Origin of the sequence: Vibrio sp. 10N.261.51.F12, from assembly GCF_041471725.1 — a bacterium.
Lineage (GTDB): Bacteria > Pseudomonadota > Gammaproteobacteria > Enterobacterales > Vibrionaceae > Vibrio.
Map to the genome: position 1 here is coordinate 56,744 of NZ_JBFROV010000008.1, position 23,556 is coordinate 80,299.

20 protein-coding genes and 1 riboswitch are annotated in these 23,556 nt (G+C 44.9%); of the genes, 12 read left to right on the forward strand and 8 right to left on the reverse strand.

Annotated features, from left to right (window positions below; genetic code table 11):
- Window positions 1–2: 2 nt before the first annotated feature.
- Window positions 3–764, reverse strand: a complete 762-nt coding sequence (locus tag AB4405_RS04670; protein WP_102470006.1) for an amino acid ABC transporter substrate-binding protein — start codon at window positions 762–764, stop codon at window positions 3–5.
- A 391-nt stretch (window positions 765–1,155) separates the two neighbouring features.
- On the opposite strand from AB4405_RS04670, the gene dnaA reads away from it, so the two are divergent.
- The 5 genes from dnaA (at window position 1,156) to AB4405_RS04695 (ending at window position 8,068) form a co-directional block, all read left to right on the forward strand.
- The gene (dnaA, locus tag AB4405_RS04675) at window positions 1,156–2,562 is read left to right on the forward strand and encodes a chromosomal replication initiator protein DnaA (protein WP_102470005.1); all 1,407 of its coding nucleotides are present in this window, start codon (window positions 1,156–1,158) and stop codon (window positions 2,560–2,562) included.
- A gap of 86 nt (window positions 2,563–2,648) precedes the next feature.
- On the forward strand, window positions 2,649–3,749 hold the full coding sequence (gene dnaN / locus AB4405_RS04680; RefSeq protein WP_102470004.1) for a DNA polymerase III subunit beta: 1,101 nt from the start codon (window positions 2,649–2,651) through the stop codon (window positions 3,747–3,749).
- A gap of 15 nt (window positions 3,750–3,764) precedes the next feature.
- Window positions 3,765–4,847, forward strand: coding sequence for a DNA replication/repair protein RecF (recF, locus tag AB4405_RS04685; RefSeq protein ID WP_372059830.1), 1,083 nt, complete (start codon window positions 3,765–3,767; stop codon window positions 4,845–4,847).
- A 12-nt stretch (window positions 4,848–4,859) separates the two neighbouring features.
- Window positions 4,860–7,277, forward strand: a complete 2,418-nt coding sequence (gene gyrB / locus AB4405_RS04690; RefSeq protein ID WP_102470002.1) for a DNA topoisomerase (ATP-hydrolyzing) subunit B — start codon at window positions 4,860–4,862, stop codon at window positions 7,275–7,277.
- A gap of 353 nt (window positions 7,278–7,630) precedes the next feature.
- Window positions 7,631–8,068, forward strand: a complete 438-nt coding sequence (locus tag AB4405_RS04695) for an Hsp20 family protein (RefSeq protein ID WP_372059831.1) — start codon at window positions 7,631–7,633, stop codon at window positions 8,066–8,068.
- 71 nt (window positions 8,069–8,139) lie between these two features.
- On the opposite strand, the gene AB4405_RS04700 is transcribed toward AB4405_RS04695, so the two are convergent.
- From AB4405_RS04700 to glyQ, 3 genes are all read right to left on the reverse strand, one after another.
- Window positions 8,140–9,390 (reverse strand): valine--pyruvate transaminase, encoded by a 1,251-nt coding sequence (locus AB4405_RS04700; RefSeq protein WP_372059832.1) that lies wholly within the window; start codon window positions 9,388–9,390, stop codon window positions 8,140–8,142.
- 199 nt (window positions 9,391–9,589) lie between these two features.
- The gene (glyS, locus tag AB4405_RS04705; protein WP_372059833.1) at window positions 9,590–11,656 is read right to left on the reverse strand and encodes a glycine--tRNA ligase subunit beta; all 2,067 of its coding nucleotides are present in this window, start codon (window positions 11,654–11,656) and stop codon (window positions 9,590–9,592) included.
- Window positions 11,657–11,658: 2 nt separating this feature from the next.
- The gene (gene glyQ / locus AB4405_RS04710) at window positions 11,659–12,576 is read right to left on the reverse strand and encodes a glycine--tRNA ligase subunit alpha (protein ID WP_372059834.1); all 918 of its coding nucleotides are present in this window, start codon (window positions 12,574–12,576) and stop codon (window positions 11,659–11,661) included.
- 214 nt (window positions 12,577–12,790) lie between these two features.
- A riboswitch (yybP-ykoY riboswitch) is annotated at window positions 12,791–12,902 on the forward strand.
- Window positions 12,903–12,995: 93 nt separating this feature from the next.
- Between glyQ and AB4405_RS04715 the strand changes: the two genes are divergently transcribed.
- Both AB4405_RS04715 and AB4405_RS04720 read left to right on the forward strand, forming a co-directional pair.
- Window positions 12,996–13,550, forward strand: a complete 555-nt coding sequence (locus tag AB4405_RS04715) for a TMEM165/GDT1 family protein (RefSeq protein WP_372059835.1) — start codon at window positions 12,996–12,998, stop codon at window positions 13,548–13,550.
- A gap of 135 nt (window positions 13,551–13,685) precedes the next feature.
- Complete coding sequence (locus tag AB4405_RS04720) at window positions 13,686–13,946, forward strand: hypothetical protein (protein ID WP_102469997.1); 261 nt, start codon at window positions 13,686–13,688, stop codon at window positions 13,944–13,946.
- A 47-nt stretch (window positions 13,947–13,993) separates the two neighbouring features.
- Here AB4405_RS04720 and tusA read toward each other — a convergent pair whose 3' ends face one another.
- Window positions 13,994–14,242: a sulfurtransferase TusA gene (tusA, locus tag AB4405_RS04725; protein ID WP_102469996.1), complete on the reverse strand. Its 249-nt coding sequence runs from the start codon at window positions 14,240–14,242 to the stop codon at window positions 13,994–13,996.
- A 133-nt stretch (window positions 14,243–14,375) separates the two neighbouring features.
- Between tusA and AB4405_RS04730 the strand changes: the two genes are divergently transcribed.
- Complete coding sequence (locus tag AB4405_RS04730; protein ID WP_372059836.1) at window positions 14,376–14,561, forward strand: hypothetical protein; 186 nt, start codon at window positions 14,376–14,378, stop codon at window positions 14,559–14,561.
- 170 nt (window positions 14,562–14,731) lie between these two features.
- On the forward strand, window positions 14,732–15,673 hold the full coding sequence (locus AB4405_RS04735; RefSeq protein ID WP_372059837.1) for a LysR family transcriptional regulator: 942 nt from the start codon (window positions 14,732–14,734) through the stop codon (window positions 15,671–15,673).
- 137 nt (window positions 15,674–15,810) lie between these two features.
- Here the strand turns inward: AB4405_RS04735 and AB4405_RS04740 are convergent, their stop codons facing one another.
- From AB4405_RS04740 to fadB, 3 genes are all read right to left on the reverse strand, one after another.
- A complete protein-coding gene (locus AB4405_RS04740) occupies window positions 15,811–16,791 on the reverse strand; it encodes an MDR family oxidoreductase (RefSeq protein WP_102469993.1) in 981 nt (326 codons plus the stop codon).
- A gap of 162 nt (window positions 16,792–16,953) precedes the next feature.
- Window positions 16,954–18,117 (reverse strand): acetyl-CoA C-acyltransferase FadA, encoded by a 1,164-nt coding sequence (fadA, locus tag AB4405_RS04745; RefSeq protein WP_372059838.1) that lies wholly within the window; start codon window positions 18,115–18,117, stop codon window positions 16,954–16,956.
- A 27-nt stretch (window positions 18,118–18,144) separates the two neighbouring features.
- Window positions 18,145–20,313, reverse strand: a complete 2,169-nt coding sequence (gene fadB, locus AB4405_RS04750; protein ID WP_372059839.1) for a fatty acid oxidation complex subunit alpha FadB — start codon at window positions 20,311–20,313, stop codon at window positions 18,145–18,147.
- Window positions 20,314–20,527: 214 nt separating this feature from the next.
- On the opposite strand from fadB, the gene AB4405_RS04755 reads away from it, so the two are divergent.
- The 3 genes from AB4405_RS04755 to hemG are packed head-to-tail and all read left to right on the forward strand — an operon-like array spanning window position 20,528 to window position 23,179.
- Window positions 20,528–21,151, forward strand: a complete 624-nt coding sequence (locus AB4405_RS04755) for a YigZ family protein (RefSeq protein WP_102471080.1) — start codon at window positions 20,528–20,530, stop codon at window positions 21,149–21,151.
- A 34-nt stretch (window positions 21,152–21,185) separates the two neighbouring features.
- The gene (locus AB4405_RS04760; protein WP_102471081.1) at window positions 21,186–22,643 is read left to right on the forward strand and encodes a TrkH family potassium uptake protein; all 1,458 of its coding nucleotides are present in this window, start codon (window positions 21,186–21,188) and stop codon (window positions 22,641–22,643) included.
- An 8-nt stretch (window positions 22,644–22,651) separates the two neighbouring features.
- Window positions 22,652–23,179: a menaquinone-dependent protoporphyrinogen IX dehydrogenase gene (gene hemG, locus AB4405_RS04765; protein ID WP_372059840.1), complete on the forward strand. Its 528-nt coding sequence runs from the start codon at window positions 22,652–22,654 to the stop codon at window positions 23,177–23,179.
- The last annotated feature ends 377 nt before the right edge of the window (window positions 23,180–23,556 follow it).

Consider the following 23,556-nt stretch of genomic DNA (forward strand, 5'->3'; position numbering starts at 1 on the left):
ACTTACTTTTTAGTGATATCGGCACCAAACCACTTTTCAGAGATTGAAGCTAATGTGCCATCAGCGCGCATTGCCGCCAATGCTGTGTTCACATCTTGTTGAAGCGCTAATCCTTTTTCGTTATTGACGAAAGGCCAAGCGTTTTCGATGGTTTCAAACGGTTCGCCTGCTAATTGTAGAGGGAGACCTGTTTTTTTAATTAACTCGAGTGCAGATAGGCGGTCCATGACAAATGCGTCAGCGCGACCGAGAGCAACATCATGTTCGATTCCAGTGTCGTAGGTTTTGATGTTGATTTTTTCATCTTTATCGTAGCTACGAAGCAATTGTTCAAAGTTTGAGCCTAGGTTAACGGCAACCGTTTTGCCTGCTAAATCGTCAATACCTTGAATGCTATCATTACCTTTACGAACCGTAATCTGAGCACCATCAACGACATACGGGTCTGCAAATAGGAATTTGGCTTTTCGCTCATCGGTAATGGTTATTTGGTTTGAAATGGTATCGATGCGGCCGGTATCTAATAACCCAAAGAGGCCGGAAAAACTGGCGGTTACGTATTCGACATTATAATCGTTACGTCGCGCAATCTCGTCCCATAAATCGACTTCAAAACCTTGCAGTTTATCTTGTTTAACAAAAGTAAAAGGGAAGTAGCGACCAGACATACCGACTTTAACTTCTTGGGTTGCAGCATAAGCTGCTTGAGATACTGTTGCAGAAAGCGCTAAGGCGGTCAATGCGCCTTTAATCCAGTTTTTCATTTTACTACTCCTTATATTTATAGAGTGAGATGTTACTGGTAAAGCTGTCGATAAGTTAAATAACTAGTTGTTATTAACCATAACAAACTCGTGGTTGAACGGTGAAGCCTTCGCCATTGTCTGGTTTTTGATTATTAAGCTGATGACAGATTGATCACTGATCTATACACAACTTAGATCATAGTGAGAAATTGTGGGTAGATCCTCACTTTGTGTATGACTGTGTGAGTAAAATAAGGGCAAATTGTGTGGATCCGCGGAAAAGAAGCCGAAAAAGTGTGAATAACTTCGATCTTATTCACTGGAAGCTCGATCAATTACTGGCGATCTTGGTTATCAACAGGTAAAATTAGCAGTCTTTTCCAATTCAAATAAATAGAGTGAGCGCAACGTGTCATCTTCGCTTTGGTTGCAATGCATGCAACAACTACAAGAAGAGCTACCAGCTACCGAATTCAGCATGTGGGTTAGACCACTGCAAGCTGAGCTTAATGACAACACTTTAACTCTATTTGCCCCAAATCGTTTTGTACTCGATTGGGTCAAAGACCGATATCTCAATAGCATTAATCGCTTACTGCAGGAATATTGTGGTAATGACGTGCCGACATTGCGTTTGGAGGTTGGAAGTCGCCGAGTATCTGCGCCACCACCACCCAAGCCAGTCAAAACCGCCGCCGATGTGGCTGCTGAGTCTTCTGCTCCAGCGCGAATGCAGGCAAGAAGACCGGTTCACAAAGTATGGGACAACGAGGTTGAAGTTGCTGATATCAACCATCGCTCGAATGTGAACATCAAACATAAGTTCAATAATTTTGTTGAGGGTAAGTCGAACCAACTTGGTTTGGCTGCCGCTCGTCAAGTCGCGGATAATCCAGGTGCTGCGTATAATCCACTGTTCCTTTATGGTGGCACGGGCCTTGGTAAAACGCACTTACTGCACGCCGTTGGTAACGCAATCATAGACAACAAGCCGGATGCAAAAGTGATTTATATGCATTCGGAACGTTTTGTTCAAGATATGGTGAAAGCGTTACAAAATAACGCCATTGAAGAGTTTAAGCGCTATTACCGCAGCGTTGATGCCTTGCTCATTGATGATATTCAATTTTTTGCCAACAAAGAGCGCTCGCAAGAAGAGTTCTTCCATACCTTTAATGCACTGCTCGAAGGTAACCAGCAGATCATCCTGACATCAGATCGTTATCCTAAAGAGATTAATGGGGTAGAAGATCGACTTAAGTCTCGGTTTGGTTGGGGTTTGACGGTAGCAATTGAGCCACCGGAACTTGAGACTCGTGTTGCGATCTTAATGAAGAAGGCAGAAGACCATCAAATTCACCTTGCGGATGAAGTGGCGTTCTTTATTGCTAAGCGTCTTCGCTCCAATGTTCGTGAGCTTGAAGGGGCACTGAATCGAGTTATCGCCAATGCCAACTTTACTGGTCGTCCAATCACCATCGATTTTGTTCGTGAAGCCTTGCGTGATCTACTGGCACTTCAAGAGAAGTTGGTCACGATCGATAACATTCAAAAAACAGTGGCTGAGTATTACAAAATTAAGGTAGCGGACTTACTGTCTAAGCGTCGCTCTCGTTCGGTTGCACGCCCGCGTCAACTTGCGATGGCCTTGGCTAAAGAGCTCACGAACCATAGCTTGCCAGAAATCGGTGATGCGTTTGGTGGCCGTGACCACACGACTGTGCTTCATGCCTGTCGTAAAATTGCCCAGCTTCGAGAAGAAAGCCACGATATTAAGGAAGATTACTCTAACTTAATTCGTACACTTTCTTCCTAATAGTGTCAGAATCACTATAATTAGCATCAAACTATTGTATTTCGAATATAAGTGGCATGGATTGCCATCTTTACGAAGAGTTATCTATGAAATTTACTATCGAGCGTAACCACCTCCTCAAGCCCTTGCAGCAAGTCTCCGGTGCATTGGGTGGTAGACCCACTTTGCCTATTTTAGGTAACTTACTGCTAAAAGTCGCAGATGGCGTGCTTTCTATTACCGCCACCGACCTCGAAGTCGAGCTGATAAGCAAAGTAACGTTAGAAAGTGATTTTGAAGCAGGTAGCGTCACGGTGCCTTCTCGAAAGTTCCTTGATATCTGTCGTGGTCTTCCTGATGACGCAATGATTACGATTGTATTAGAAGGTGATCGCGTTCAATTACGTTCAGGACGCAGCCGTTTTTCATTGACGACATTGCCTGCGAGCGATTTTCCTAATATCGAAGACTGGCAGCAAGAAGTGGCGGTAACCGTTACTCAGGCTGAGCTTAAATCTTTGATTGAGAAAACACAGTTCTCAATGGCAAACCAAGATGTGCGCTATTACCTTAACGGTATGCTGTTTGAACTCGACGATACGACATTACGTTCTGTCGCGACTGACGGTCACCGTATGGCCGTAGCGACCGTGGGTTTAGAGGGCAGTTTTGAAAATCAACAGATTATTGTTCCTCGTAAAGGCGTTCAAGAATTATCTAAGCTACTTGATGCTCCTGAACAACCCGTGACATTGCAAATTGGCAGTTCAAATATTAGAGCTGAAGTGAACAACTTTGTGTTCACATCGAAACTTGTCGATGGTCGATTCCCTGATTATCGTCGTGTTTTACCACAAAATACCGATAAGACACTCGAGGCCGATTGTAGCGAGTTGCGCCAGGCTTTCTCGCGTGCGGCTATTTTATCGAATGAAAAGTTTAGAGGGGTTCGTGTCAATCTTGAAGGCGGTGAAATGCGAATTACCGCCAATAACCCTGAACAAGAAGAAGCGGAAGAGGTGTTGGATGTTGAATTTCAAGGCGATGCGCTTGAGATTGGTTTCAATGTCTCTTATGTATTAGATGTCCTAAATAGTCTTCGTTGTAATCAGATTCGTATTTCGATGTCGAACGCGAATGCGAGTGCTTTGATTGAGAACAGTGAAGATGAAAGCGCCATGTATGTGGTGATGCCAATCCGTCTCTAATATGAGCATCGCTTTATGTCGCTTTCGCGTCTAATCGTACAGCAGTTTCGCAATATTAAAGCCTGTGATATTGAACTATCAACAGGCTTTAACTTTATTATCGGCCCGAATGGTAGTGGCAAAACTAGCCTGCTAGAAGCGATATATCTGCTCGGTCATGGACGCTCTTTTAAAAGTACTTTAACGGGACGAGTGATTCAAAATGACTGCCAAGAGCTGTTTGTTCATGGTCGTTTTTTGAACTCGGATCAATTTGAGATACCGATTGGTATTAATAAGCAGCGCGATGGGTCAACAGAGGTTAAAATAGGCGGTCAATCTGGGCAAAAGCTCGCGCAGCTCGCCAAGGTTTTGCCGTTGCAGTTGATTCACCCCGAAGGCTTTGAACTTTTGACTGATGGTCCTAAGTTTAGGCGAGCATTTATCGATTGGGGTGTGTTTCATTCTCAGCCTGGCTTTCACGAAGTATGGGGGCGGTTTAAACGCCTGAATAAACAACGTAACGCATTGTTAAAGTCGGCCTCTAGCTACCGTGAGATGCATTATTGGGATAAAGATCTAGCCCAATTGGCCACACAAATTGATGACTGGCGACGAGTGTACATTGATCAGATGCAACCACTCGCAGAAGCAATGTGTCAGTCGTTTTTACCAGAGCTAGAAATTAAGCTCGGTTATTACCGAGGCTGGGAAAAAGAGACACCTTACAGTGAACTCTTAGAGCGAAGCTTCGAGCGTGATCAAGCCTTGGGTTATACCTTCAGTGGACCTAACAAAGCGGATCTTCGGATCAAGGTCAACAATACGCCGGTTGAAGATGTGTTATCACGCGGCCAGTTGAAATTAATGATGTGCGCCTTGCGCTTAGCTCAAGGTCAGCATTTAGCAGAATTAACGGGAAAGCAATGCATCTACTTGATAGATGACTTTGCTTCAGAATTAGATAGTCTTCGTCGTAAACGCTTAGCGGATTACTTAAAACAGACAAAGGCTCAAGTTTTTGTAAGTTCTATTACAGAAAGCCAAGTTACCGACATGGTTGACGAAAATGGCAAGATGTTTCATGTGGAACATGGCACAATAGAACCAGGTAAATAGTGAGAGAAACTCATGTCAGAAAATTACGATTCATCGAGTATTAAAGTACTAAAGGGTCTGGATGCAGTACGTAAGCGTCCAGGAATGTACATCGGCGACACGGACGATGGAACCGGTCTGCACCACATGGTTTTTGAGGTGGTTGACAACTCAATTGATGAAGCGTTAGCTGGTCACTGTAAAGACATCATTGTGACCATTCATGAGGACAGCTCGGTTTCTGTTCGTGATGATGGCCGTGGTATTCCAACTGAGTTGCACCCAGAAGAACAAGTGTCTGCTGCTGAAGTTATTATGACGGTACTTCACGCGGGTGGTAAGTTTGATGACAACTCATACAAGGTATCGGGTGGTCTGCACGGTGTTGGTGTTTCTGTAGTAAACGCACTGTCGAAAAAAGTGACGCTGACCATTTTACGTGGTGGCAAAGTTCATTCTCAAACCTATCACCATGGTGAGCCTCAAGCGCCGTTAGCAGTAGTGGGTGATACGGATAAAACGGGTACAGAGATTCGTTTCTGGCCAAGTGAAGAGACGTTTACCAATATTCAATTCCATTATGACATTCTAGCGAAGCGTCTTCGTGAGCTGTCATTCTTGAATTCGGGTGTGTCTATCAAGCTTGTTGATGAGCGCGAAGAAGACAAAATGGACCACTTCGAGTTTGAAGGTGGTATTCAAGCGTTTGTTGAGCACCTCAATACCAATAAAACACCTATCATTCAAAAAATCTTCCACTTCGATTTTGAACGTGAAGATGGCATTACTGTTGAAGTTGCAATGCAATGGAATGATGGCTATCAAGAGAACATCTACTGTTTCACTAACAACATTCCTCAACGTGATGGTGGTACTCACTTAGCGGGTTTCCGTTCAGCGCTAACACGCACGCTTAATACCTTTATGGATAAAGAGGGCTTTTCTAAGAAAGCCAAAACATCGACATCTGGCGATGATGCTCGTGAAGGTTTGACCGCGATTGTTTCTGTGAAAGTACCTGATCCTAAGTTCTCAAGCCAAACCAAAGATAAACTGGTGTCTTCCGAAGTGAAGTCTGCGGTTGAGTCTGCGATGAACGAAAAACTGTCTGAGTTCTTAGCTGAGAACCCAGGTGAAGCAAAAATTGTTTGCTCAAAAATTATTGATGCAGCACGTGCTCGTGATGCCGCTCGTAAAGCTCGTGAAATGACTCGTCGTAAAGGCGCGTTAGATTTAGCAGGTTTGCCAGGTAAACTTGCCGATTGCCAAGAAAAAGACCCTGCATTGTCTGAACTATACATTGTGGAAGGGGACTCTGCTGGCGGATCTGCCAAGCAGGGGCGTAACCGTAAAAACCAAGCAATTTTACCGCTGAAAGGTAAAATCCTAAACGTTGAGAAAGCACGCTTTGACAAGATGTTGTCTTCTCAAGAAGTGGCAACACTGATTACCGCATTAGGCTGTGGTATTGGCCGTGATGAATATAACCCAGATAAACTGCGTTATCACAACATCATCATCATGACCGATGCCGACGTGGATGGATCGCACATCCGTACGCTACTTTTGACGTTCTTTTATCGTCAAATGCCAGAGCTGATCGAGCGTGGTTATATTTATATTGCCCAGCCACCACTTTATAAAGTGAAGAAAGGCAAGCAAGAGCAATATATTAAAGACGAAGACGCAATGAACCAATACCAGGTGTCATTGGCTCTGGATAATGCGGCATTGCATGTTAACCCTGAAGCCCCAGCGTTTGCAGGTGAGGCGTTAGAGAAGCTAGTTCAACAGTACAACGCGGCAATTAAGCTGGTTGAACGTATGAGCCGTCGCTACCCGCACGCGCTTGTGCATGAGTTGATTTACGTACCTCGTCTCACAGCTGAGCAGTGTCATGATGAAGCGGCCGTTGAAGCATGGGGTAAGCAGCTTGTTGAGCAGTTAAATGCCAAAGAAGCGGGTGCGAGCCAATACCACCTAGAAGTCGAAAAGCATGAAGAACTTGGTCTAAGTGTACCGAAGGTTGTGGTTCGTACTCACGGTGTGACGTATGAACACGTATTGAGTATTGACCTCATCAACTCGAAAGAATTTGGTAAACTAGCGGATCTATCTGAAGCGCTAGAAGGCTTAATTGAAGAAGGCGCTTATATTAAGCGTGGTGAGCGTACTCAAGCTGTTTCAAACTTTGTTGATGCATTGAACTGGTTAGTGAAAGAGTCTCGTCGCGGTCTAAGCTTACAGCGATACAAAGGTCTAGGTGAGATGAACCCTGAGCAACTTTGGGAAACCACAATGGATCCTGAAACTCGCCGTATGATGCAAGTGACCATTGAAGATGCGGTAGGTGCCGATCAGTTGTTTACAACACTGATGGGTGACCAAGTCGAACCTCGTCGTAACTTTATTGAAGAAAATGCACTTAAAGTTGCGAACCTAGACGTATAGCCTTTGTTAAAGGTGATCGTTGCCGTTCGATCTTGATAAAGTAATAAGAAACGCTACCTTCGGGTGGCGTTTTTTACTTTCTAGTATTGAGCGATTTTATGATCTCCCCTTGAATTCTTCCATTTCGACCCGCATATCTTTTAATGAAGAGGATGCCAACCGATTGGGCCTCTGATATTGCTGATAACTTTGCTCAATAGAGAAAGTCCCTATTAGCACCACATAAAAATTGGATTTTTAGCCATGTCCCCGATCGTTTCTTGTATAAGAAAGACAGAGGAATGACCTATTGAATCCCTTAGTTCTTGTATCAATACAAGGCTAAGACTATTGCTTAATGCAAGGATAGTAGTATGAGAAATGTTGATTTTGCACCCCTATACCGTAACGCGATTGGCTTTGACCGTTTGTTTAATCTAATGGAAGCCAACACCTCCAAAAATACCTCAGGCGGTTACCCTCCTTATAACATTGAACAGCAAGATGAGAATAACTACCGCATTACAATGGCCGTTGCAGGTTTTGCTGATGAGCATTTAGATATTACTCAAAAAGAGAATATGTTGATTGTTCGTGGAGAGCGTCAAGCCGAAGAAAACAAAAATTATGTTTATCAAGGTATTGCTGAACGCAACTTTGAGCGTAAATTCCAATTGGCGGATTACGTGAAAGTGATCGGTGCAACCATGGAAAATGGCTTATTGCATGTTGATCTTGAAAGAGAGATCCCAGAGGCGATGCAACCGCGTAAGATTGCGATTAACACGAGCGGTGCTATCGACAAGCGTTAAATATTCGCTATTGTTATCGTAATAAAAAAGAGCGCTGGATAGCGCTCTTTTAGATCGGGGCTTAGTTCGCTTTAACCTTGCGTATACGCTTTTGAGATCTCTTCAGCGATAATATCAATGCCTTTTTTCATTGCATCATCAGGCTGGACATAGTTCATTCGTAGGCACTGGTGTGCATGTTCCCAGTCATCCTCTTGGCCAATAAAGAAATACTCTCCTGGAACAATCAGTACGCCTCGGGCTTTTAGTCTTTTATATAGTTCCATGGTTGTAATGGGTAATTCATCGAACCACAGCCATAAAAATATGGCCCCTTCAGGCTTATGAACCCGGAAGCGCTCATCAGGAATCGCTTGCTGCAGTAACTCAACCGCTCGCTGTGATTTTTGCTGATAGAACGGTTTAATTACGTTCTCGCTTAGTGGCAGTAAATCACCCTTTTCAATCATATGATGCGCTACCGCAGGTCCCATACCACTCGGGGCAAGGCTGATGATGCCATTCATATTGGTCAGTGCTTGAGTAATGGCTTCACTTGCAATGACGATACCGCAACGTAAACCAGGCAGGCCGAGCTTAGACAAGCTCATGCACAGGATAGTATTGTCATTCCAAAATGGCGTTACATCCTCAAAAATGATATTCGGGAATGGGGTGCCGTAAGCGTTGTCGATGATAAGTGGAATGCCTTTGGCTCTGGCGAGTTTATCTAGCTTACGGATTTCGTCATCGGTGAGAACATTACCCGTTGGGTTGGTGGGTCTGGAGGCGCAAATAGCGGCGATCGAATCATCTACCTCTAAACGCTCAAAATCGACGTGGTATTTGAACTGACGATTGTCGAGCATCTCTATTTCCGGGCGATAAGAGACAAAAATGTCGTCTTCAAGGCCGGCATCACCATAACCTATGTATTCTGGCGCGAGTGGTAATAGTATTTTCTTTTTACTGCCATCCTTATATTGCCCTGCAAAAAGGTTGAACAGATAAAAGAAACCGCTTTGACTGCCATTGGTCAGGCTAATGTTTTTTTCAGAGATGTCCCAGCCATAGGTTTCTTTTAATAGATTGGCCAGCGACTTAACAAAGGCATCTTTGCCTTGTGGACCATCGTAGTTTGCCATCGCAGAAACAAGCTCGCCACTGGCGAGCATAGAGGCACTGGCTTGGTGAAAATACTCGAGCATGGCTGGAATGGCGGCTGGGTTGCCACCTCCGAGCATGATGGCGCCAGGTGTGCGCAGTCCATCATTCAGATCATCCATTAACTGGGTGATCCCTGAGTAACGATTAAATTTTTCACCAAACTTAGAAAATTGCATTGTTGTCCCTAGTTCATTATGTTCACTTGTCTGTGCTTCAGTTATCAGCCTTCCTCTAACAAGGCTGTCTTTTGAACATACCGTAATGATTATGTGAGGCAAAGCACTATTTATGGAAATGATAGGATTTAAGGAAATGAGTAAAATGGCAGACATAAAAAAGCCCAGTCTCAGACTGGGCTTGATTTAAAAGAGGTGATTACTTCTGTAGCAATGAAATATCAGCAATTTTTAAGAATAGATTACGCAGGTTATTCAGTAGGGTTAGACGATTCTTTTTCAGTGCTTCATCGTCTGCCATAACCATCACATTATCAAAGAAGGCATCAACCGGCTCACGCAGGTTAGCCAACTTGCTTAGTGCTTCTTGGTAGTTACCTGTTGCAAATGCAGGTTCTAAAGCTTCTGTCATCACTTCCACTTCTTCCGCCAGTGCTTTTTCAGCGTCTTCTTGAAGTAGTGTTAGATCAATATCTTGTGCTAACTCACCATCGAACTTCGCTAGGATATTGCCCACACGCTTATTCGCTGCTGCCAGTGCTTCTGCTGCTTCAAGTTCACGGAAGTGAGAAACCGCTTTAACACGTTGGTCAAAGTCAGCTGGCTTAGTTGGACGACGTGCTAGTACCGCTTGGATGATATCAACGCTGAAACCAGCATCTTGGTACCATGCGCGGAAACGACCTAGCATGAAGTCGATAACGTCAGCTTCTACGTTTTCGTTGGTTAGCTTGTCGCCTAGTAGCGCTTTCGCTTTACCGATCAGATCGGTTAGGTCTAGGTTGTAGCCGTTTTCAACGATGATACGTAGCACACCTAGTGATGCACGACGTAGCGCGAATGGGTCAGAACCTTTTGGAGCTTGGCCAATACCGAAGATACCGACGATAGTGTCTAGCTTGTCTGCCATTGCTACTGCAGATGAAATACCCGTGCTTGGTAGTGTGTCACCCGCGAAACGAGGCATGTACTGCTCGTAAAGTGCGAGTGCTACTTGCTCGTCTTCACCATCGTGCGTTGCATAGTGCATGCCCATCACACCTTGAGTATCCGTAAATTCGAATACCATTGATGTCATTAGGTCACACTTAGCTAATAGGCCTGCACGCTTCGATTTCTCAACGTCAGCATCGATTTGCTCAGCAATGTAGCCAGCAAGTTCTGTGATGCGGTCTGTTTTGTCTTTGATAGTGCCCAGTTGCTTCTGGAAGATAGCTTGGTCTAGTTCAGCAAGACGATCGATCAGCGGACGCTTACGGTCTGTGTTGAAGAAGAACTCAGCATCAGCAAGACGTGGACGTACCACCTTCTCGTTACCTTCGATGACGTGACGAGGCTCTTTAGACTCGATGTTCGAAACGAAGATGAAGTTTGGCAGAAGGTTCTTATCAGCGTCATACACTGGGAAGTATTTCTGGTCGCCTTTCATGGTGTAAACCAAGGCTTCAGAAGGTACTTTTAGGAACTCTTGCTCAAACTTAGCAGTAAGCACCACTGGCCATTCAACCAAAGAGGTGACTTCTTCAACAAGGTCATCTTCTAGGTCTGCAATGCCGCCAACCGCGTCTGCTGCTTTTTTAGCATCAGCAAGGATGATCGCTTTACGCGCATCGTAATCTGCCATGACTTTACCGCGCTCTTCTAAGATCGCAGGGTATTGGTCAGCAGAGTCGATGGTAAACTCTTGTTCGCCCATGAAACGGTGGCCACGGATAGTACGAGCAGAAGCTACGCCTAGGATCTCGCCTTCAACAAGCTCATCACCTAGTAATACTGTCAGTGTTTTCACTGGACGGATAAATTGAATGTCTGAGTTACCCCAGCGCATTGCTTTAGGAATTGGTAGACCCGCGAGTGCTTTCGCAGCGATGTCCATCACCAATTCTTGAACAGGTTTGCCAGCCACTTCTTGTTTGAAAAGAAGCCACTCGCCTTTGTCTGTTTTCAGACGGTCAGCTTGCTCAACAGTAATACCGTTGCCACGAGCCCAACCTTGTGCAGCTTTCGTCGCGTTGCCTTCAGCATCGAATGCAACAGAAATTGCAGGACCGCGCTTCTCAACCACTTTGTCTGCTTGGCCTTCAGCCAGTGCTGTCACTTTAAGTGCTAGACGACGAGGTGCGGCATACCACTTGATGCCTTCGTGAGAAAGCTCAGCCGCTTTAAGACCCGCTTCGAAGTTAGAAGCAAAGGCTTCTGCTAGAGAACGAAGTGCCGTTGGTGGAAGCTCTTCCGTACCCAGTTCAATTAGAAAATTCTTCGCCATGATTATTTACCTGCCTTCTTACACATTGGGAAGCCAAGTGCTTCACGTGACGCGTAGTACGCTTCTGCAACAGCTTTAGTCAGGTTGCGGATACGAAGGATGTAACGTTGACGCTCTGTTACCGAGATAGCCTTACGCGCATCAAGTATGTTGAAGGCGTGACCTGCTTTTAGAATGCGCTCGTAAGCTGGAAGCGGCAATGGCTTCTCAAGCTCAAGTAGCTCTTTACACTCTTTTTCGCACTGGTCGAAGAACGTGAATAGGAAATCTACGTCTGCGTGCTCGAAGTTGTAGGTTGATTGCTCAACTTCGTTTTGGTGGAAAATGTCACCGTAAGTTACGTTAGAACCGTCTGGTGCGACGTTCCATACTAGGTCGTAAACAGAGTCTACTTCTTGAATGTACATGGCTAGGCGCTCGATACCGTAAGTAATCTCACCAGTAACTGGCTTACATTCAAGGCCGCCAACTTGTTGGAAGTAAGTGAATTGAGTCACTTCCATGCCGTTCAGCCAGACTTCCCAACCAAGACCCCATGCGCCTAGCGTTGGGTTTTCCCAGTTGTCTTCTACGAAACGAATATCGTGAACAAGTGGATCGACACCAAGTACTTCAAGGGAACCTAAATACAGCTCCTGGATGTTATCTGGAGAAGGCTTTAGCGCTACTTGGAATTGATAGTAGTGCTGCAGGCGGTTCGGGTTTTCACCGTAGCGACCATCGGTCGGGCGACGTGAAGGTTGAACGTATGCCGTAGACATTGGCTCTGGGCCAAGTGCACGTAGACATGTCATTGGGTGAGAGGTGCCGGCACCTACTTCCATATCTAGCGGTTGAACAATCGTACAACCATTTTGAGCCCAATAATCCTGCAGCGCGAGGATCATTCCCTGGAAGGTTTTGATATCGTATTTTTGCATAGTTTGTTCGCGCAATTCTCTAAATGAAAGTTCTGTCTAAAAACGGATAAAAATAGCGATCAAGTATAACGAGTTATTCCCAATGGGAGTAGGGGCAAAGGTGGTTAATTATTCATCAGGCGGGTAAAAAATTGGACTTTTTGCCATTTAATCCAGTATCGATGTATTAGGGACGCAGACATTATTGAATTTTATAGGTTGAATGTTTAGAATGCAGCCCATCTTTGGGGAGTAGCTTATCGATGCCTACCACTTGGCTTCGATTCATACGTCAACATAATTGGTGCACAATCACCATGGTGTATGAGACGAACAACATGTTCGTTTAGCAAGACCTTAGATAAGCATCGTGAACCGGGGTGGGGCACGACGTTTGTCTATGGTTTTATAATTATTATCCCTACCCCTTAGAGCATGTCGTGAGCGTTTTAGCCCTATCAATTACTACTGTCGCCCTCGCTGAGATTGGCGATAAGACCCAACTTTTATCTTTATTACTAGCCAGTCGATACCGAAAGCCGGTTCCTATTATTGCCGCCATTTTTTTAGCGACAATTGCGAATCACGCATTAGCGGCTTGGCTTGGCGTCGTTGTTGCTGATTACCTGTCCCCTGATGTACTTAAGTGGGTATTAGTGGTTAGTTTTGTAGCGATGGCCGGTTGGGTGTTAATCCCAGATAAGCTTGATGAAAATGAAAGTGTGTCGAATAAAGGCCCCTTTGTTGCTAGCTTTATGGCCTTTTTTATTGCAGAAATTGGTGATAAAACACAAATTGCCACCTCTATTCTAGGCGCCCAATATGCCGATGCGTTGCTTTGGGTTATTTTGGGTACGACAATTGGTATGCTGCTTGCCAATGTTCCTGTTGTCCTATTAGGGCAGTTTTCTGCCGATAAACTGCCGTTAAATTGGATTAGAAAAATAACCGCACTCTTATTCACGGTGTTAGCGATAGGCGCAGCTTGGGTATAATACGGTGCGCTCTTATCGCCGTTTTATTTTCGTTTGAGGGATTGATGTACTGCTGAAATACGTGATGGCTGACATATTAGTGTCATCCTTGTCATGGTAATTTAACACTGTGGATCCTAGCGAGAGGGCAACATTATGCTAACACGTTACACAGGAATGACCGCTAAAAATCAAAGCGCTCTATTCACGGTTGGGTTGGTTCTGACATTATTAGGAATGGTACTGACAGATATGTGGCTGCCCATGGTGGTTGGTGCGATTATCATGACGGCGCTGGCCGTTGAATCTTGGATTCGTGTGCAACACCTCATACCTATGCACGATGACATACGCGCTATGCAGAAACAGATAAAATCACTGCAAGCAGAAGTTCGAACACTAGAATATGATGAATAAAAAAGGCTGCCGATGGGCAGCCTTTTTACGATTTGTGTACATGAATGCTACGCAGCGCCTTTCTTTATAAGATAGAGGTAAGGCGCGGATTCGGTTTGCTGACCGATTAATTGGTGATCCATGAAGCGGCAAAAACTCGGGATATCACGAGTTGTCGATGGGTCATCGGCTCTCACGAGTAATATATCCCCATCTTCCATTTTTCTAATTGTCTTCCTGACCATCATCACCGGCTCCGGACAACGCAGCCCTTCGGCTTCTAATGTGTGCGTGGCTAGCTTGCTATTGATTGTCATGATGGAACTCGTTCTTTTTTAAAATCAGGTTGAATTCTACTTATGAAGAAAAAATATGCAATAACTCTTGGCAAATGTCTTTTTTTGCTTTAGTTTTATTTAACAAGTTGGTAACAAGAGCTAAGGAGTGGCCATGTTAACCACATTAGATAGACTGACTATTTATGCTTTACTGTGTTTTATTTCATTTTGTGCTTTGGTATTAAAGACATCTGCTGAACCTAGCCTTTTCCCATTACTCGGTTTGAGTGCCTCGATTGTGGCAATGTGGGTTGAAATGAGGCATTGGCAAGAGACGCTTGAAGAAAACGAAAATTAACAATTTAGCTACAAATATCATCAAGTACTCAGGGCCTATCAAAAAATTCCGACACTATCCCCAATTTCTTGGGCTTCCCCGCTGAAAAGCGGGATTTTTTTTGTCTAAATTTTAATATTAAGATGATGAGCGAGTGTAAACTATGGGTAGACATAGATAGGAGCTCATTGATGGAACTGGAAGACATTTATCGCCGTGATCTAAACCTACTGGTCGCGCTAAAAGTGCTGGTGGAAGAAGGCAGTGTCAGCCAAGCTGCCGTTCGTTTAAACCTGAGCCAGTCGGCAACCAGCCGTGTACTAGGGCGCTTGCGTGAATTGTTGGGCGACCCTCTGTTTACGCGACAAGGGCAGCGCATTATCCCTACCAGCAAGGCGTTGGAGATCTGTAAGCAGATTGATCAACCTCTAGAATCATTCAGACAGCTACTCACTCCTAGTGAATTTGACCCGTATTACTGCAATGAGCGATTCTTGATTGCGACAACGGATTACGCGATGCAAACCATCTTGCCGTATGCCTTACCTAAGATTTATGAGTTAGCCCCCAATATTTCGTTAGAGTTTGCTCCGCTGCAACATGAGAGTTTATTTAAACAGTTAAGCACTGATAAAGTGGATATGGCTATTTGTCGCCCGGCTGGATTAGTGTCTCCGCTATTGCAAGATGTGCTGGGCCCCGTTGGCGTCTCTTGTTTGGTGTCTAAACAGCATCCGTTGGCGGATAAGCTCTTAACGCTGGAAGACTATATTCATGCACCGCATGCCATGATTGCCATTAGTAATGGGGTTAAAGCTCTGTTAGACGCCGCGTTAATCCATCAGCACCCAAGAAAAATGGTATTGCGTGCCTATCATTTAGAAGCCGCGTTAGCGATTGTTGATCGCATGCCGTTAATTATTACGGTACCCGCGGATCTTGCTTACTTGGTGGCCGATCGTTATGACTTGGTGATTAAACCACTGCCGTTCGCGTTTACCCCTTTTGATTATTCGCTTATTTGGCACTCTCGTTGCGATACCTCTGAATCTCAGCAATGGTTAAGAGCGACGGTGAAAGAAGAGTGCGGGAAGTTGATTACTAAGCGTATCGAAGATGTAGGTTTGGGCTGATGCATTGTATGTCCAAAGATAAATTATCGTGCGGTTAACACTAATATTTCTCTAATATCTTGAGGGGGATATGGGACAGGTCCGCTAAAATACAAAAAACCCTCAATGGAGGGCTTTTTGATGGCTATCTGGAGTCGTTATAGTTTGATAATGACTCGTCCAGTAATAGCACCGTTTGTAATGTCTTCCGCTGCCTGGATTGCTTGCTCTAACTCAACGGTTTGACTGGCTTGAGTGTAGTATGTAGCTGGCAATAAAGTAGAAAGTTGCTCCCATGCTTTAATGCGTTTTTCACGTGGGCAACTAACCGAATCAATACCTTGAAGGCGAACATTGCGCAAGATGAATGGCATAACGGTTGTTGGAAGGTCAAAACCACCCGCGAGACCACACGCAGCCACGACGCCGTTATAGTTCATTTGAGCGAGGACTTTTGCCAACATATTGCTACCGACAGTGTCAACAGCCGCGGCCCATACTTGGCGCTCTAGTGGTTTAGCTGGCTCTTCAAGTTCGCTACGCTCAACAATGCGCGATGCCCCTAACGATGTGAGTAACTCACCATTTTGGCTTGCTCGACCTGTTACTGCCGCCACTTTATAGCCTAGTTGGTTAAGTAGTGTGATAGCCACGCTGCCGACACCGCCGCTTGCGCCTGTAACGAGTACTTCACCATCTTCTGGCTTAACGCCTGCGTCTACAATTGCTTGTACACAAAGCATGGCAGTAAAGCCGGCCGTGCCAATCGCCATCACTTTGTGGGCGTCTAAGCCTTGTGGCATAGGAACAAGCCAATCACCATTAAGGCTCGCTTTTTCTGCCATACCACCCCAGTGACCTTCACCAACGCCCCATCCAGTAAGAACAACCTCGTCACCTTCTTTATAGCGAGGGTCATCAGATTGCGAGACGACGCCAGATAAATCAATACCAGGAACCATAGGGAAGTTACGTACAATGCGTCCCTTACCTGTGATTGCCAATCCATCTTTGTAGTTCAGAGATGAATATTTTACATCTATTTTAACGTTGCCTTCAGGAAGTAGAGATTCATCAATCTGTGATACAGCTGCGATGGTTTTTTTGTCTTCTTGATTTAATACGAGTGCTTTGAACATACGGTGCTCCAAATGGATTGGTCTTTTAAACTGATATTGATTCTAGGCGAGAATAATCAGAAAAAACAATGAAACTTGAACATTCAATCTATGCATCTTATGCATATATGCGCTAACGATAAAAAAGACCCCATGAAGGGGCCTTTTTAGTGATGGAACCGTCTAAGGTCGCTCGAAGATGGTCGCGATACCTTGACCCAAGCCGATACACATAGTGGCGAGACCGTATTTTGCGTTCTTGTCTTCCATTATGTTGATGAGTGTAGTGGAGATGCGAGAGCCCGAACAACCCAGCGGGTGTCCTAACGCAATAGCACCGCCATTAAGATTGACCTTGTCATCAACAACATCAAGCAAGCCCAAATCTTTAGCACAAGGTAACGACTGCGCCGCAAAAGCCTCATTGAGTTCAATAATATCAATATCTTCCATGTGCAACCCAGCACGTTTTAGTGCTTTTTGGGTTGCTGGAACCGGGCCATAACCCATAATAGAAGGATCACATCCAGCAATCGCCATCGCGCGTATTTTGGCGCGAACTTGTACACCAAGCTCTTTGGCCTTTTCTTCACTCATGATAAGCATGATAGAAGCGCCATCCGATAATGCAGACGATGTACCAGCGGTGACTGTGCCATTCGCAGGGTCAAATACAGGGCGTAACTTAGATAGCCCTTCTACGTTGGTTTCTGGGCGAATGACTTCGTCGAAATCAAGCGTAAATAAAGACCCGTCTTCCGCGTGACCCTCGATAGGTAGAATTTCATTTTTGAAGCGCCCTTCTACCGTTGCGGCTTGAGCTCGTTGATGGCTGCGAGCCGCAAATTCATCTTGCTGTTCACGACTGATGCCATGCATTTTACCCAGCATTTCCGCGGTCAACCCCATCATACCTGCGGCTTTTGCTACGTTTTTAGACAACTGAGGGTGGAAATCTACACCATGATTCATCGGTACATGACCCATGTGCTCAACGCCGCCAATAAGACAGATATCGGCGTCACCCACCATAATCGCGCGGGTAGCATCATGCAAAGCTTGCATAGACGAACCACATAACCGGTTGACCGTTACGGCGCCGATTTCAATTGGCAGACCCGCGAGCAGTGCAGCGTTTCGAGCAACATTAAAGCCTTGCTCAAGGGTTTGTTGAACACAGCCCCAATAAATATCTTCTATTTCACTTGGATTGACGGCTGGATTGCGCGCGAGTATGCCTTTCATTAAATGAGCGGAAAGATCTTCAGCTCTTGTGTGTCTAAAAGCCCCACCCTTGGAACGCCCCATGGGTGTGCGAAGACAATCAACAACGACAACATTTTTCATTTTGATAATTCCTCTTCCAATTGATGGTTACAGTGAGTTGGTTTGTTGTTGACCATAAAATGACTGACCAGAGGCTGCCATTTCGATCAGGGTACTTGGTACGTGATACATCGCACCCAGTGACTCATATTGTTTAGCCATCTCAACATAATTAGCGATGCCAATCGTATCAAGATAACGGAACACCCCACCCCTGAAAGGAGGGAAGCCCAAACCATAAACGAGTGCCATATCAGCCTCTTGAGGTGAGGCAATGATATTTTGCTCTAAACACAGTACAACCTCATTGATCATAGGGATCATCATGCGTTGAATAATGGTGTCATCATCAAAGGATTGAGTCGGTTGAGAAACGGATTCAAGTAGACCTGCCACCTCTTCACTTGGTTGTTTCTTCGGACGACCACGTTTATCGGTGGTGTAGGTGTAAAATCCCGAGCCGTTTTTCTGACCAAAGCGTTGTTGCTCAAAGAGAACGTCGATGGAATCTCGCTTCTCTTTCGCCATGCGTTCAGGGAACCCTTCAGCCATAACAGCTTGTGCGTGATGAGCGGTATCAATACCGACAACATCAAGTAAGTAAGCTGGGCCCATTGGCCAACCAAACTTACGTTCCATGACTTTATCGATCTGAATAAAGTCCGCACCGTCTTGAACAAGCTGGCTAAAGCCGCCGAAATACGGAAACAATACACGGTTGACAAAAAAACCAGGGCAGTCATTGACGACGATGGGAGATTTACCCATTTTGGCAGCGTAGGCAACCACACGATTAATCGTTTCTTCAGAGGTGTGCTCACCTCGAATGATCTCAACCAAAGGCATTCTGTGCACAGGGTTAAAGAAGTGCATACCGCAGAAGTTTTCAGGACGCGATAGGGACTTCGCTAAGCCGTTAATTGGAATAGTAGAAGTGTTGGAAGCGATCACCGTGTTTTCTGAAACAAGTTTTTCGACCTCGGTTAACACCGCTGCTTTGATGTTTGGATTCTCAACGACGGCTTCAACAATAACGTCGGATTGCTCAATGCCAGCATAATGCAAGCTAGGGGTAATCGACGACAAGATGCCTGCCATTTTGAAACCGTCAAGACGGCCGCGTTGTAAACGCTTGTTGAGAAGTTTTGAAGCCTCTTCCATACCTAGGTTGAGAGACGCTTGTGCGATGTCTTTCATCATGACAGGAACGCCCTTTAGGGCTGATTGGTAGGCGATACCACCGCCCATAATACCTGCACCTAACACCGCGGCTCGCTGGGTTTCTTGACCAGACTTCGCCGCTTTTTTAGCGAGCCCTTTAATGTATTGGTCATTTAAGAATATACCCACAAGCGCATTTGACACATCAGAGCCCGCAAGCTTAACAAAATAGTCTGCTTCAATCTGAAGCGCTTCGGTACGATGGCAACGAGCGGCTTTTTCTATGGTTTTGACGGCTGTGATAGGCGCAGGGTAGTGCGGGCCTGCTTTTTGCGCAACCAAGCCTTTAGCCATGGTAAAGCTCATCATTGACTCAAGCTTACTGAGCGTAAGGGGAGATAATTTTTGTTGGCGACGCGCTTTCCAGTCAATTTGTTCATTGATTGTAAGTTCTATTGTGTTGATGGCTGAATCATAGAGTGACTCTGTGTCAACAATTGCGTCAAGTAGGCCAAGCTTCAAGGCTTCAGGTGCTCGGCAGGCTTTACCTTGCGTGATAATTTCCATAGCACTGTCTGCACCGATGATTCTAGGCAACCTAACAGTGCCACCAAATCCAGGCATGATGCCAAGTTTCGTTTCTGGTAGGCCGATGCTGGTGGTCTTATCGCCTATCCTAAAATCAGTGGCAAGTACGCATTCACAGCCACCACCTAACGCATGACCCTTGAGGGCAGAGAGCGTCGGGACGGGTAAATCTTCGAGTTTGTTGAAAATATTATTGGCGAATTGCAGCCATTCGGTTAGCTCTTGTTTTGGTTTGGCAAACAAACCTAAAAACTCGGTAATGTCGGCACCAACAATAAAAGCGTTCTTGTCGGTGGTGAGCACTAAGCCTCTTAAACCGTCCCATTGCACGATAGAATCCAATGCTTTATCAAGCGATTCTAATGTGGAGAGATCAAGCTTATTGACTGAATCTTTTGCACTAAAGCACAGCTCAGCAATGCCGTCGCGTACTTCCTTTACCTGTAGGGTGTCAGATTGGTAAATCATTGTCGTTCTCCGTGACAGACAATCCATGATTGAGTGAAGCGGTTATTATTATGGATCTGGTTAGACCAGTAAACTCAGTGTGAACGTGTATTGAATAAATTTCAATACATTTTTTAAACAACTGTTTAACATTATGAGCGATGTCTGTTCTCTGGGTCAATTGAAAGCGAGCGTGATAGAATACCCCTTTTAGGCGACACGGCTTTAAAAACTAATGAACTCAAGCGCATACCTCATTCCAGAACAGTCGGTGATTTTTGAAGAAGAAATTAAAAAGAGTCTCTTCATCACACAAATAAGCCACACGCCGAGTATTGAAGAAGCGAAGGCGTTCGTTAATAAAATCAAAATGGAACATAGCAGTGCTCGTCACAATTGCTGGGGATTTGTCGCAGGCCGGCCCGAAAACTCTATGATGTGGGGGTTTAGTGATGATGGTGAGCCATCAGGCACCGCTGGTAAACCGATCCTTGCTCAATTGAGTGGTTCGGGAGTAGGAGAGCTGACAGCGGTTGTCACCCGTTATTCTGGTGGTATTAAGCTTGGTACCGGTGGATTAGTGAAAGCGTATGGGGGAGGAGTTCAACAAGCATTAAAGCTAATTCAAACAATAGAAAAAAAAATAACCACTCGTCTTAGAGTGGAGTTAGACTATGGATTCATGGCGATTGCACAATCTGAGCTAGGGAAGTTCGGTGCAATAGAGGTTGAGTCTGAATACAGTGATAAAGTCGTATTGATTGTGGAAGTTGAGGTGAATCAAGTTGACGCACTCACGCTTAGCATTATTAATAAGAGTGGAGCCAAGGCAATGGTCTCTTCATTTCAAAACAACTAGGAAGTAATAGAAGCTTTGCTTCATTCAATACACTATGCAATTTCGATCCATTCTCCGTATCGTAGGGCTATTACTGGCACTTTTTAGTGTTTCTATGCTTGCGCCTGCGTTAGTCGCACTCATTTATCGAGACGGTGCGGGTGTTCCCTTCGTCACTACCTTTTTTGTCCTGCTTCTCTGCGGTGCTTTTTTGTGGTTGCCAAACCGTAGGCATAAGCATGAACTAAAAGCTCGCGATGGCTTTTTGATTGTCGTGCTATTTTGGACCGTAATTGGTAGTGCTGGTGCATTACCATTCCTTATTTCTGATTATCCTAACGTTTCTATAACAGACGCTTTCTTCGAGTCTTTCTCAGCGCTTACTACGACAGGCGCAACGGTCATTGTTGGTTTGGATGAGCTACCCAAGGCGATTCTATTTTATCGCCAGCTCTTACAGTGGTTTGGTGGTATGGGGATCATTGTACTAGCGGTGGCTATCTTGCCAGTACTTGGTATCGGTGGCATGCAATTGTATCGAGCTGAGATACCTGGGCCAGTAAAAGACAGCAAAATGACGCCACGCATTGCCGAAACTGCTAAAGCGCTTTGGTATATCTACTTGAGTCTAACCATTGCTTGTGCCGCCGCTTTTTGGGTGGCAGGGATGACCCCTTTTGATGCGATTGCTCATAGCTTCTCAACGATCGCTATTGGCGGTTTCTCTACGCATGATGCCAGTATGGGCTATTTCGATAGCCATGCCATTAATATGATAACCGTTGTGTTTTTGTTGATCTCGGCATGTAACTATTCATTGCACTTTGCCGCCTTTGCGTCAGGAGGGGTTCATCCTAAGTATTATTGGAAAGACCCTGAATTTAGAGCCTTTCTATTTATACAGTTTGTGTTGTTTCTGGTTTGTTTCCTTATCTTACTTGAACATCATTCCTATCGGTCATTCTATGATGCGTTTGACCAAGCCTTGTTTCAATCTGTCTCTATATCTACGACCGCTGGTTTTACAACAACCGGTTTTTCTGAGTGGCCGCTTTTCTTGCCTGTGTTACTTTTATTCTCTTCTTTTATAGGAGGGTGCGCAGGGTCAACAGGGGGTGGGATGAAGGTTATCCGAATTTTGTTGTTGACGTTACAAGGTGCGCGCGAGATGAAGCGTTTGGTGCACCCAAGGGCTGTGTACACGATTAAAGTCGGCGGCAGCGCACTATCACAACGTGTCGTTGATGCGGTGTGGGGTTTCTTTTCTGCCTACGCATTAGTGTTTGTTGTCTGTATGTTGGCTCTGATTGCAACGGGAATGGATGAATTAAGCGCTTTTTCAGCGGTAGCCGCGACACTAAATAACCTAGGCCCTGGCTTGGGTGAGGTGGCGGTACATTTCGGAGACGTCAATGACAGTGCCAAATGGGTATTGATTGTCTCAATGCTGTTTGGGCGATTGGAAATCTTCACATTACTTATATTACTGACGCCGGCATTTTGGCGTAGCTAAGGATTTTTATGGCCAAGGTACTTTATCTTTACTCTTCGAGAGAAGGGCAAACAAAAAAGATTATAGAGCGCATAGCAAATGAACAGGGTGACAGTGAAGCAGAGTTCGTCGATTTGAATACAATCGGCGACATCGATTTACAAAACTATGAACGAGTGTTAATCGGGGCTTCGATACGGTATGGGCATCTCAACAAAAAGCTATACCAATTTATTAATCGAAACCTTAAGCAATTAGAAGAGAGTCGAGTTGCTTTCTTTTGCGTAAACCTAACCGCAAGAAAAGAAGACCAAGGCAAGGACACGCCAGAAGGCAGCGCTTATATAAAGACATTTTTGAAGAAGTCGCCATGGCAACCCTCTTTAATCGGTGTATTTGCAGGCGCCCTCTATTATCCGAGATACAATCCGTTCGATCGATTCATGATTAAGCTAATAATGAAGATGACTGGGGGAGAAACCGATACGACAAAAGAGGTTGAATATACAAATTGGGATAAAGTCACCTTGTTTGCTAGTAAGTTTCAAGAAATGTAGTGAGAAAACGTCTGCTTTTACATCGAATTGTATCGTTTTTGACCGAACGGTAATAAATAATAAAAAAGGCGAAAAAAAGGGTTGCCAATGTGACTCGGATCTCTATAATGCGACCCCACTGAGACGGGAAAGGTTGTTAGAAACCAAGAACGAATCAGCAAGGTTATTAAGCTCAATGAGCTAAGCAAAATTAGTTTTAAAAAGTGTTTGACACTGAAACTTAACTCGCTAAAATAGCCGTCCGTTTCGAGTAAAGCTCGAAACAAGCTCTTTAACAATATAAACCTATATCAATCTGTGTGGACACTTGTTGATGATAATCATTACGTTTGCTTCTGCTGCAAAGTAGAAACGAACACTTCTTCGGAAGTAAAATG

What these genes read in the sequence shown, in the direction of transcription:
- fadA (WP_372059838.1), bottom strand. Translation starts at nt 18,117, where the DNA reads ATGAAAAATGTTGTCGTTGTTGATTGTCTTCGCACACCCATGGGGCGT.
- AB4405_RS04720 (WP_102469997.1), top strand. Translation starts at nt 13,686, where the DNA reads ATGCTAACACGTTACACAGGAATGACCGCTAAAAATCAAAGCGCTCTA.
- fadB (WP_372059839.1), bottom strand. Translation starts at nt 20,313, where the DNA reads ATGATTTACCAATCTGACACCCTACAGGTAAAGGAAGTACGCGACGGC.
- AB4405_RS04735 (WP_372059837.1), top strand. Translation starts at nt 14,732, where the DNA reads ATGGAACTGGAAGACATTTATCGCCGTGATCTAAACCTACTGGTCGCG.
- tusA (WP_102469996.1), bottom strand. Translation starts at nt 14,242, where the DNA reads ATGACAATCAATAGCAAGCTAGCCACGCACACATTAGAAGCCGAAGGG.
- glyS (WP_372059833.1), bottom strand. Translation starts at nt 11,656, where the DNA reads ATGGCGAAGAATTTTCTAATTGAACTGGGTACGGAAGAGCTTCCACCA.
- AB4405_RS04760 (WP_102471081.1), top strand. Translation starts at nt 21,186, where the DNA reads ATGCAATTTCGATCCATTCTCCGTATCGTAGGGCTATTACTGGCACTT.
- dnaN (WP_102470004.1), top strand. Translation starts at nt 2,649, where the DNA reads ATGAAATTTACTATCGAGCGTAACCACCTCCTCAAGCCCTTGCAGCAA.
- AB4405_RS04670 (WP_102470006.1), bottom strand. Translation starts at nt 764, where the DNA reads ATGAAAAACTGGATTAAAGGCGCATTGACCGCCTTAGCGCTTTCTGCA.
- gyrB (WP_102470002.1), top strand. Translation starts at nt 4,860, where the DNA reads ATGTCAGAAAATTACGATTCATCGAGTATTAAAGTACTAAAGGGTCTG.
- AB4405_RS04695 (WP_372059831.1), top strand. Translation starts at nt 7,631, where the DNA reads ATGAGAAATGTTGATTTTGCACCCCTATACCGTAACGCGATTGGCTTT.
- AB4405_RS04700 (WP_372059832.1), bottom strand. Translation starts at nt 9,390, where the DNA reads ATGCAATTTTCTAAGTTTGGTGAAAAATTTAATCGTTACTCAGGGATC.
- AB4405_RS04740 (WP_102469993.1), bottom strand. Translation starts at nt 16,791, where the DNA reads ATGTTCAAAGCACTCGTATTAAATCAAGAAGACAAAAAAACCATCGCA.
- glyQ (WP_372059834.1), bottom strand. Translation starts at nt 12,576, where the DNA reads ATGCAAAAATACGATATCAAAACCTTCCAGGGAATGATCCTCGCGCTG.
- hemG (WP_372059840.1), top strand. Translation starts at nt 22,652, where the DNA reads ATGGCCAAGGTACTTTATCTTTACTCTTCGAGAGAAGGGCAAACAAAA.
- recF (WP_372059830.1), top strand. Translation starts at nt 3,765, where the DNA reads ATGTCGCTTTCGCGTCTAATCGTACAGCAGTTTCGCAATATTAAAGCC.
- AB4405_RS04730 (WP_372059836.1), top strand. Translation starts at nt 14,376, where the DNA reads ATGTTAACCACATTAGATAGACTGACTATTTATGCTTTACTGTGTTTT.
- AB4405_RS04755 (WP_102471080.1), top strand. Translation starts at nt 20,528, where the DNA reads ATGAACTCAAGCGCATACCTCATTCCAGAACAGTCGGTGATTTTTGAA.